The organism is Pedobacter cryotolerans (assembly GCF_005116475.1).
Lineage (GTDB): Bacteria > Bacteroidota > Bacteroidia > Sphingobacteriales > Sphingobacteriaceae > Pedobacter > Pedobacter cryotolerans.
Window position 1 is genome coordinate 172,150 of record NZ_SWBO01000003.1, and the last position, 10,307, is coordinate 182,456.

The 10,307-nt window shown below is 39.3% G+C and carries 9 protein-coding genes; all 9 read right to left on the bottom strand.

What is annotated here, in order from left to right:
• The 9 genes from FA045_RS06295 to FA045_RS06330 all read right to left on the bottom strand — a co-directional run bounded on the left by FA045_RS06295 (position 1) and on the right by FA045_RS06330 (position 10,307).
• Complete coding sequence (locus FA045_RS06295) at positions 1–1,212, bottom strand: efflux RND transporter periplasmic adaptor subunit (protein WP_136875620.1); 1,212 nt, start codon at positions 1,210–1,212, stop codon at positions 1–3.
• Complete coding sequence (locus tag FA045_RS06300; protein ID WP_225871291.1) at positions 1,190–2,416, bottom strand: TolC family protein; 1,227 nt, start codon at positions 2,414–2,416, stop codon at positions 1,190–1,192. Before FA045_RS06300 ends, FA045_RS06295 begins: the two co-directional genes overlap by 23 nt.
• Positions 2,417–2,426: 10 nt before the next feature.
• Positions 2,427–4,364: an efflux RND transporter permease subunit gene (locus tag FA045_RS19125; RefSeq protein ID WP_136875623.1), complete on the bottom strand. Its 1,938-nt coding sequence runs from the start codon at positions 4,362–4,364 to the stop codon at positions 2,427–2,429.
• Positions 4,361–5,659 (bottom strand): efflux RND transporter permease subunit, encoded by a 1,299-nt coding sequence (locus FA045_RS19130; RefSeq protein WP_136875625.1) that lies wholly within the window; start codon positions 5,657–5,659, stop codon positions 4,361–4,363. The genes FA045_RS19125 and FA045_RS19130 overlap by 4 nt, the downstream gene beginning before the upstream one ends.
• A gap of 45 nt (positions 5,660–5,704) precedes the next feature.
• Positions 5,705–6,073 (bottom strand): heavy-metal-associated domain-containing protein, encoded by a 369-nt coding sequence (locus FA045_RS06315; protein WP_136875627.1) that lies wholly within the window; start codon positions 6,071–6,073, stop codon positions 5,705–5,707.
• Between the two features lie 96 nt (positions 6,074–6,169).
• Positions 6,170–6,568: an HYC_CC_PP family protein gene (locus FA045_RS06320; protein ID WP_136875629.1), complete on the bottom strand. Its 399-nt coding sequence runs from the start codon at positions 6,566–6,568 to the stop codon at positions 6,170–6,172.
• A gap of 261 nt (positions 6,569–6,829) precedes the next feature.
• Positions 6,830–8,842, bottom strand: coding sequence for a heavy metal translocating P-type ATPase (locus FA045_RS06325; RefSeq protein WP_136875631.1), 2,013 nt, complete (start codon positions 8,840–8,842; stop codon positions 6,830–6,832).
• 18 nt (positions 8,843–8,860) lie between these two features.
• A complete protein-coding gene (locus FA045_RS18825; protein WP_169305024.1) occupies positions 8,861–9,037 on the bottom strand; it encodes a hypothetical protein in 177 nt (58 codons plus the stop codon).
• Between the two features lie 70 nt (positions 9,038–9,107).
• Positions 9,108–10,307 (bottom strand): efflux RND transporter periplasmic adaptor subunit, encoded by a 1,200-nt coding sequence (locus tag FA045_RS06330; protein WP_136875633.1) that lies wholly within the window; start codon positions 10,305–10,307, stop codon positions 9,108–9,110.

Here is a 10,307-nt window from a genome sequence, read left to right on the forward strand (position 1 = left end):
TTATTTTTTAATGAAGCTTTCACTATCAACCAGGTATGCTGCATTTTTACTTACCTCCCAATTGCTAATATCTTCTGTAATTTGTACCATCCCGGCTATGGTAACGCCTGTTTTTACCGCTTTTGGAATAACTACATTACCTTCTTTTTTAAAGAGCACTTTTTTGTCTCCTAATGATACTATTGCAGATTCTGGTAGCCACCATGAAGCAGCTAACAATACAGGTATTTTAGCAGTAAGAAGTTCCCCAATCCTAAAATTCGATTTGTTGAGATAGGTTCTGGCAATAGTAAAGTTTTCGCCATTTTTAAAAACAGGCTGTATCATTCCAATAGTTGCGTTCTGAGCCGTGCTTTTATCGGCAGTTTTATAAAACATCAACTTATCGCCTTTTTTAATAAGCGATGCCAAGTCAGGTTTAAAGGAAAACTCTGCAAGCATACTACTGGCATTATAAATCGTAAAAAGCGATTGTCCAGCACTTACATACTGTCCTTCTCGTAACATCACCGGAGAATTTACTGGAGTACTTGCCACTGGTGCAGCAGCTGTCGTAGATCCACCAGCCATACTACTCATTCCATCTCCACCAGAAGATGGGGCAGCAGCAGATGGGGCCACAATCTGGGCCGCAGCAGATTTTTCAAGAATATATCCATCTGCATTGCTATAAACAGGAATACGATAATTAACTTTTCTTGTTTTTAACAACTGATTAACTGTCGAATTATTCATCCCCAATAATATCAACCGTTGTTTAGCTCGTTCTAGCATAGACTGATCTGTTTCAGAACGTTGCAAAAAAAGCAATTCCTGTTGAGCAGCAGCCAAATCTGGAGAATAAACTTCCATAATTAACTGCCCTTTGCGAACGGGTTGGTAATTGTATTTAATCAACAAACGCTCTATTCTTCCACCAACCCTGCTTGCTACACTATGCTCATTACGTGTATCGTAATTAATTATGCCATGCACTTCTTCCGTAAATATTCTTGTACCATACTCGGCTTTAATTACTGGCAATGTTGATACAACCTGTGCATTTGTAGGTTTAAGCAGGTGAGAAAGATTACTGTCTATTTTTACTGCGCCAAGATCATCATGGGCGTCGTTTTTAACAGCTTTATTCCTATTACAAGAACTGATTACCATTATGCCAGCCATCATCAACAAAGCAAAGCTAAAGGGGTTAACGATATATTTCTTTCTCATAATCTACAATCATTAAGTAAAGTTTCAGTTTTTCATCTAGCACATTCGTCTGCATCATGGTTAATGCTTCCCACGAATCGATTACTTCTGGTAATTCCATTTTATTCTCACGGTAGCTTAAAAAGTTAACATCTAGTGTTTTTTGTAAACTCGGAATAATTTTATCTTCCATTACCTTGATCCGCTTTTGCATAGACTGGATTTCGAATTGCATACCGTATAACATCCCCTGCGTTTCTTGAAGCATAGCCGCTTTCTCTTTTGCCATAGCCTGCACTTCATATTGCATTCCTTTTACTTCAGATTTATACATTTTTGAAGACCATGGCGCAATTGGGATACTTACCATTCCCATAATGCTAAAAGCTTTAGGCATTGCTTTTGTTAAAGGAGACATGTGATCAAACCTTAGCTTAAAATCGGGCCTGCTTTGCTTTTTCATTGCTTCGATATTCAACTGCATAGATTGTATGCTATAATCCATTTTCTTAATATCGTTTCTAGCTAAGGCCAAACTACCTGTATCAATAGCTCTTGCAGCCACAAAAACTGGCTGATAGGTGGTATCAATAGCAAAATCTGCATTTCCCTGTTGGTTCATCAAACTATTTAGCCAAGCCCTACTTCTAGCTATATCACCCTCCTGCATGATGATCATGTTTCGGTTCTCTTCCAGTTTGGCGGTAGTTTTATATACGCTACTTAATTTCGACTGGTTAAAAGGGTACCTGATCTCTTCGATCTTTTTCATGGTTTGCATAATCTTTTCATTCTGCGTCAATACCCTAATCTTTTGTTGCGCAACCAACCATCCAAAATACAATCGCTTTGCTTGCGCCTTGTATTCATTTAAGGTAACTCCCCGAGTTTCGTTTTCTACTTTACCCTTAGATTCGATATAGCGTTTGTTCGCATTTTGTTTAACCGGATTAGGAATATCTTGCTCTAATTGTAGCATTAAAGAACCTTTATCACTTTCATCCATAATCATTTGACCAGGGTAGGGAGTCATAAACGTACCCACACCTACCATTGGAGCCATCCAAGCCGTTGCTGCTTTAGCCGTATGTTTGTAGCTTTCTGCTTTTAACCCATAAGATTGCAACAATAGATTATTCTTATCTATTCTTTGTAAAACCGTATCTAATGTGAGCACCTGTTTTTGTTGCGCTAATGAATAAAATGGCAATAGCAGTAGTATCAACTTTATTTTTTTAATGCTGTACATCGTGAACCTCCAATTTTCCATATTTCCTCAATTCGTATTCTTTAGACATTAAAAAGATGAGCGGAGTAACTAGTAAGATGTGCGTAGAGGAAGTAAGTACTCCACCTATCATGGGCAACACAATGGGTTGCATTACATCTACTCCAACTCCAGTAGCCCATAATACGGGCACCAAACCAAACAGCGACACACAAACCGTCATTAGTTTCGGCCTTAACCGTTTGGCAGCACCATGAATTACATATTCTCTCAAATCTTCTTTTGTGATGGTCTCACTTGAATTTCCTTTTAATTTAATCAGTTGCTGCATGGCATCATTCAGGTAAATGACCATCACAATCCCCGTTTCGACGGCAATACCGAATAATGCAATAAAACCTACGGCTACACCCACAGATAAGTTTACATCCCAGAAGTAGATCATATAAGCCCCGCCTATTAAAGCAAATGGAACCGTTATCAAGCTTAAAAAGGCTTCTCTTACCGAGTGGAAAGCGAAATACAAGGAGAAGAAAATTATGACCAAAACAACGGGAGCTATCCACATTAAGGTTTGCTTACCGCGGATAAGGTTTTCATATTGCCCGCTCCATTCCAAGAAATAACCTTCTGGAAGCACTCCTTTTTCTTTGTTTAGCTTTTCCATTGCGTCTTTAACTGTGCTGCCTAAATCCCGATCTCGCACATTAAACATCACCGCACCACGCAAAATGGCGTTATCGGAATTGATCATCGGTGGCCCGTCTTCAAATTTCACATCGGCTACGGCTGACAGGGGAATTTCGCCAAAGGTGGTAGACTGAATAGGAATACGCTGAATACGCTCTACACTGTTTCTATATTCTTGTGCTAAACGCACGCTAATAGAAAAACGTTGTCTACCCTCAATGGTATTGCCAATGGTTGCGCCACCTAATGCACTTTCTACCACTTGGTTTACATCATCAACGTTTAAACCATAACGTGCCAGCTCTTCTCTTTTTATATCGATAGCCATGTATTTTCCACCCGTAATTGGTTCTACAAATAAATCGCTAACACCAGGCGTGCCTTCTAATGCGGCTTTCACTTTTTCAGATACAGCAGCAATGGTATCTAAATTTTGTCCAAAAACCTTAATCCCAACATCGGTACGAATACCTGTAGCCAACATATTTATTCTGTTAATAATCGGCTGTGTCCAACCATTTACCACACCCGGAATTTGCAGTTTAGCATCTAGCTCGGTTACAATATCTTTTTTGGTGATGCCTTTACGCCAGTCACTTTTAGGTTTTAAAGTAATAATGGTCTCAATCATACTAATTGGTGAATTATCGGTGGCTGTATTAGCCCTGCCTGCCTTTCCCAAAACCTTATCAACCTCCGGCACCGATTTAATAATCTTGTCCTGTACCTGCAATATTCGCTTTGCTTCTGCATTAGATACGTCGGGCAAGGTAACTGGCATAAAAAGAATACTTTGCTCATCTAATGGTGGAATAAACTCTGTTCCTAGGTTTTTAAGCAATGGAATGGTAATTAACAAAGCAATAATGTTAACGGCAATTGTCGTTTTTCGCCATTTTAAAACAGTCCTAATAATTGGCTCGTAAACCTTTTCTAATATTCTGTTTACAGGGTTTGCATGGTCTGGCTTAAATTTTCCCTTCATAAAAAAGGAAATCAGCACAGGTGCCAGTGTAATTACCAACAAAGCATCTACAATCATGATAAATGTTTTGGTATATGCTAGTGGGTGGAACAGTTTACCTTCCTGTCCGGTTAACATAAATACGGGTAAAAAAGAGGTAATGATAATGACTGTTGCAAAGAACACCCCTCTTGAAACCTGTTTACTGGATTTGGTAATCACCGCAAGGCGATCTTCTTCACTTATCCAATCTGGAGATTTTTTAAATATATTTTTAAACCACTTGATCATGATGTTGTTGTTTTATTTTGGTCCTTTTCCCATAACTCGTAGCGTTCTGTCAAATGCTTATATGCATTTTCGCTCATAATAATACCGTTATCTACAATTACACCTATAGCCAGTGCAATACCAGTTAGCGACATAATGTTAGATGAAATATCAAAAGCATTGAGCAGGATAAAGCTTGCCGCAATGGTAATTGGAATTTGTATGATAATACTTAATGCGCTGCGCCAATGAAATAGAAATACAAATACAATAAGCGATACCACAATCATCTCTTCTATTAATGTATTTTTAATCGAATCGACGGATTCTTTAATTAACTCGCCCCGATCATATACAATATCAAATTTCACGCCCTTAGGTAATCCTTTTGATACTTCTTTCATTTTTGCTTTTACTTTATCGATTACCTCTGCCGCATTTTCGCCGTAACGCATTACCACAATTCCGCCTGCACGTTCTCCCTTGCCATCCTGATCAAATATGCCCAATCTAGTTTCTCCTGTCATTTGCACAGTAGCAATATCTGAGACCTTTATAGGCGTGCCATTTTGGTTCTTTACAGGGATATTTGAGATTTCTTCGAGGGATTTGAGGTAACCAGAAGTTTTGATAATATAGCCCATATCGCTCATTTCGAACTTACGCCCCCCAGATTCGTTATTGTTACTTCTTACAGCAGCAATTACCTGAGGCACACTGAGTTTGTAATACAGTAGTTTATTAGGATCTATTGAAATTTGATATTGTTTTTGAAAACCACCAAATGAAGCGATCTCGCTCACTCCAGGAACATTTTGCAATGCAAATTTCACGTACCAATCTTGTATGGCACGTTGCTCACCCAAATCCATATCTGGGGCATCCAAGGTGTACCACAACACATGCCCTACACCTGTACCATCTGGCCCTAATTGTGGCGCAACACCTTCTGGTAAAGTTTTGGATATTGTACTAATTCGCTCCATTACACGCTCTCTGGCCCAGTATACATCTACATCATCCTCAAAGATTACGTAAATGAAACTCATCCCGAACATAGAGGAGCCCCTTACATATTTGATTTTGGGAATACCTTGCAAATTGGTAACCAGTGGATAGGTAACCTGGTCTTCTATCAATTGTGGTGATCTACCCATCCATTCGGTAAATACAATTACCTGATTTTCTGAAAGGTCTGGAATTGCATCTATCGGGTTTTTTTGTACCGAGAATACTCCCCATATAAATAATCCGGCAGAAAGCACTAGCACAATAAACCGATTGCGCATAGACCATTCTATAATTTTATGTACCATCTTTATTTTTTTCAAATCGGCGCCTGATTACTCAGGCACCTGATGTTAATGTTTGTGATCTGATTCTGGCTGTTTTGCCGGCTGACTTGCTCTATCATATTTACAACAGCCTGGAAGTTTAGTATAAACTGCATCATTAGCTTTAAATTTTGGCGTATCATGTCCTACATCAGCGATCTTACGCTGTACATCATCTAACTTAATTTTACTAGCATCATAATTGATGGTTAGCATTTTGGTTTTTGCACTCCACTCTGCAGTAGTAACGCCCTCTACTTTTACAGCTGCTTCTATGCGTTTTTTACACATACCACAATTACCAGATACTTTAACACTGTCTGTTTTAGACTGCGCAAAAGTTGCACTGCCAAGGAAAGCCAACATGGCTACCATAGAGAATCGTAATGATTTCATAATAAATTGATTTGAAATAAAAATTTGGATATAAAAATTTTGGACACAGCAAAGCTATGTCCGGTACACGAATGTGTAGGACTGCGGTATTAAAGCCTAAATTCTATAGGTACAGTTACGGATAAAGACGGGAACACTCAGCCACTCTGGTGGGGCATTACTGAAGACAGTATTTGTTTTCTGAGCTGATAAAGCAATCTGATAGGTGTTGCTTTTAAATGTGTGCTGGAAAACTGCTGGAAACTGTTTAAATTCGTAAACAAGCTGAGTCGACTTTTTAGATTGGTCTATCTTCGCCTGTTTATAATCGTTTTTGCAACATGAATTTTTCTCCGTTGCATTTTTAGTCATTCCGCAAAACTCACAATTGCCTTCATCTGACGTAGTCAAACCCCATTTAACAAGTTCTCCCATGCAATAATGAAAATGCACAGTTGCCCCGCTGGAAGTTCCCAGATAGAAGAAAGCAACAAAGGTCAGCAGTATTCTTTTCATTATCTGGGCAAATATAAGCTACTTTAGTGATTTTTTGTTATATAATTCCACTTATTAATTATATCATTCCTTAATCATTCTATTTTAGTCAACCAGTTATAGAAGATTAATTATAGAATCTATTGAAGAAAATCTATTACGCAAATCCTTCGAATCACATGCTCTAAAATAGACCCATTTTTACAATACCTGTGCTTGACATCTTTCTTTTAGCTTTCTGCTTAGGTTATCTGATATTTTTTTATGCACAGCTTTGCGTGATTAAATTGTTTTCTTCTGGATCCTGATCGCATTCAATATTGCAAGGAATGCAACACCCACATCGGCAATCACCGCTTCCCATAGATTGGCTACTCCAAAAGCACCCAATGATAGCACTGCTACCTTCACGGTCATAGCTAGGATAATATTCTGCCAAACAATATTGCGTGTTAGTTTTCCAATCCTCAAGGCAGATACAATCTTCAAAATTTGGTCATTTTGAATCACGATATCAGCGGTTTCAATTGCGGCATCACTACCCAGTCCACCCATTGCAATTCCTGCATCAGCCAAGGCAATAACGGGAGCATCATTAACCCCATCTCCCACAAATGCAATATGTCTTCCTTCTTTTATCAATGCTTCTACTTTTTCGACCTTACCTTCGGGTAACAGATCGCCAAATGCATTGTCGATACCTAATTTTTTCGCCACGTAATCAACCACTGCCTGCTTATCTCCAGAAAACATAACGGTTTTTATATTCAGCTCATGCATCTGTTTGATGGCTTCAGCCGCATCTTCCTTAATTTCATCAGCGATGGTAATATAACCGGCGTATTTTTTATCTACTGCAATCACAACCATTGTGTCTACAATTTCTTCAATCTCTTTTGGGTAATCAACTTTATATTTTTTTAACAGTTTTAGATTGCCGGCAAGCACATCTTTGCCATTTACTTTACCTATCAATCCATGGCCCGAAATTTCTTCCACCGCTGTTGCTTTTCCGCTATCAGCATCTTTTCCCGCAAATTCAATAATAGCCTGCCCGACTGGGTGAGTAGAATTTTTTTCCAGGATCGCCGCTAACTTGACCAGTTGTTTTTCAGTCAATCCAACAGGCACTACCTTTTGCACCTTAAATACACCTTTGGTAAGCGTACCTGTTTTGTCCATAACAATGGTGTCGATCTTTGTCATTACGTCCAAGAAATTACCTCCCTTAAACAGAATTCCATTTTTTGAAGCAAGACCAATCCCACCAAAGTATCCCAATGGAATGGAAACCACCAGCGCACAAGGGCAACTTATGACCAGGAAAACCAGGGCACGATATAGCCACTGGTTGAAAACATAATCAGCTACAAAAAAATAGGGAACCAAAGCTAATGCTAGGGCTAAGAAAAAAACAATAGGTGTATAAACTTTTGCAAATTTGGAGATAAATAATTGGGTCTGTGATTTGCGTGAGGATGCATCCTGAACCATTTCAAGTATCTTGCTCAACTTACTGTCCTTGAATAGCGCAGTTACCTTGATCTCTGAAACAGTGTTTAGATTGATCATTCCTGCTAGCACCGCTTCACCCTTATATTTACTATCGGGACGGCTTTCACCCGTAAGAGCCGCAGTATTGAAAGAGCCCTTGTCAGAAATAAGTTCACCATCAAGCGCCACCTTTTCTCCAGCCTTTACCTGTATGGTTTCTTCCAGTTCAACTTTGGCAGAGGGAACAACCAGTGTTTTTCCATCCCTGATAACGGTAACCTCATCTGGTCGTATATCTAGCAATGCTTTGATGCTTGCCGTTGCCCTATCTACCGCAGAATCCTGGAACCATTCTCCTATTGAATAGAATACCATTACTGCTACGCCCTCCGAATATTCACCGATATAGAAAGCGCCTAATGTGGCAACGCTCATCAGCACAAACTCATTGAATATGTCTCCGCGTATCGCCTTACGAAAGGCAAGTACAAGTACGTTCCAACCAGCCAAGAGATAGGCTACACCATTAACCGCTAAAGAAACCCATTTTGAAAGTTTGATGCCAAATCCATAGTCTGCAACCAGTACACATATTAATATGAAAAGGCCTACCAGAAGACCTAAATGCGCTCGCCACCCGGCCTGTTCGGGCCCTGCAATCCCATGGTCATGTCCATCATCATCCCCGTGATCTTCTTCGGCATCATTATGTATTGCTTTATCCCGTTGCGGTTTGGATTTAGCATTCTTTACCGGACTTTTTGCTTTACCTTTTTTATTGTTATCGCTATGTTTTTTCATTATAGTATTTGTTAAGGGTTAACCTTCCGAATCCATAAACCAATTTTCTGCTTCCTCAATCGCCTTTTTAATAGCAAGGTTTCTATTGGTTTTGAGCTGATCTTGTCTATCTTTCAAAATCTCCAATGCCTTTGCTCTTACATTAGGCTTCAGGTCTTTTAGTTCAAGGTCGATATCTTCAAATTGATTTTTCATTTTCTTTGCTTACCGATTTAATTTTCTATTTCGCCTTTTTTAATCAAAGGCATTTATACTATTCCTTCATCTATTCTTCTTCACCTCCACCACTAGCCTTAGATTGAAGGTAGAAAGCACCCTTTGTTACAACCCTGGCTTTTGCGGACAGTTCCTCGATTGGAATAACCTGTACATATCCCTGTTCGCTTACCCCGGTCTTTACTTCAGCCCTAATGAAATTGAAGGTTTTAGCATCATCTTTTTTATCATTTTCAGCTACGACAAAGATGTACTGTTTACCTTCTGACCTTACTATGGCATCAACAGGTAGAGCAGACATCAGTTTACTGCCCGTACTAATGAGTGCAGTTACATACATACCTGGTATGAGGTTCTTGTTTTTTGCATTATCAATTACCGCATGGACAATAACACCTTTACTTTCATTTTCGAAAGATTTATTGATGCCGTTAATTCGTCCGCTAATCAATTGATTTTCTTGGTTCGTCAACTGGAAACTTACCTTTTGGCCAACCTTTACAGCCATCAGGTCTTTTTCAAAAACCGTAAGGTCGCAATGGATCTTGGAATTATCTACAACCTCCATGATTGATGTGCCAGGTTGTACAAATGCACCAGTATTTGCTGTAATCTGACCAACCGTTCCATTTATTGGCGATAACACCGGAAATTGGGAGATAATTTTTTCTCCTGCAATACTAGATGGTGGAACACCTAGTTGTCTGAGCTGGCTTTCATAGGCAGTTAATCTTGACTTTTCCGCATTATAGGTTGCCTGTGCAGATTGGAACGATTTTCCCGTTCCCGCATCTGCAGCCTGTAATTGTTTCTGACGCTCGTATTCTGCCTGTACATACACAAAGCTATTTTTGCTTGCCAGATAGTCCTGTTGGATCTTGATCAGGTCTTGGTTATTGATAGTGGCCAGAACCTGTCCTTTCCTAACCTGTTGGCCTTCCAGTACATTGATCCTTGTAATGATACCCCCAGAAAGGATGCTTACATCAGCCTTGTTCTGCGGTGGTACTGCAAGTTGTCCATTCGCCTTAACTACAGCATCAAGGTTCTTCTGCTCGATATTCCCAATAGTTATTCCGACAGTTTCCATTTGTTCGCTTGTAAGTTCAAGCGCATTTGATTCTTCCTTGGTCTCTTCTTTAACGGCTTCATTCTTTTCGGCATTCTTTGGATCACTTGAACATGCGGCAAATGATGCCAATCCTATCAAAGCGATGAAATAAAGTGTTCTTATTTTAATATGATACAT

Coding starts and splice junctions, on each gene's coding strand:
- FA045_RS06295 (WP_136875620.1), bottom strand. CDS start 1,212: ATGAGAAAGAAATATATCGTTAACCCCTTTAGCTTTGCTTTGTTGATG.
- FA045_RS19125 (WP_136875623.1), bottom strand. CDS start 4,364: ATGATCAAGTGGTTTAAAAATATATTTAAAAAATCTCCAGATTGGATA.
- FA045_RS19130 (WP_136875625.1), bottom strand. CDS start 5,659: ATGGTACATAAAATTATAGAATGGTCTATGCGCAATCGGTTTATTGTG.
- FA045_RS06315 (WP_136875627.1), bottom strand. CDS start 6,073: ATGAAATCATTACGATTCTCTATGGTAGCCATGTTGGCTTTCCTTGGC.
- FA045_RS06320 (WP_136875629.1), bottom strand. CDS start 6,568: ATGAAAAGAATACTGCTGACCTTTGTTGCTTTCTTCTATCTGGGAACT.
- FA045_RS06325 (WP_136875631.1), bottom strand. CDS start 8,842: ATGAAAAAACATAGCGATAACAATAAAAAAGGTAAAGCAAAAAGTCCG.
- FA045_RS18825 (WP_169305024.1), bottom strand. CDS start 9,037: ATGAAAAATCAATTTGAAGATATCGACCTTGAACTAAAAGACCTGAAG.
- FA045_RS06330 (WP_136875633.1), bottom strand. CDS start 10,307: ATGTATCATATTAAAATAAGAACACTTTATTTCATCGCTTTGATAGGA.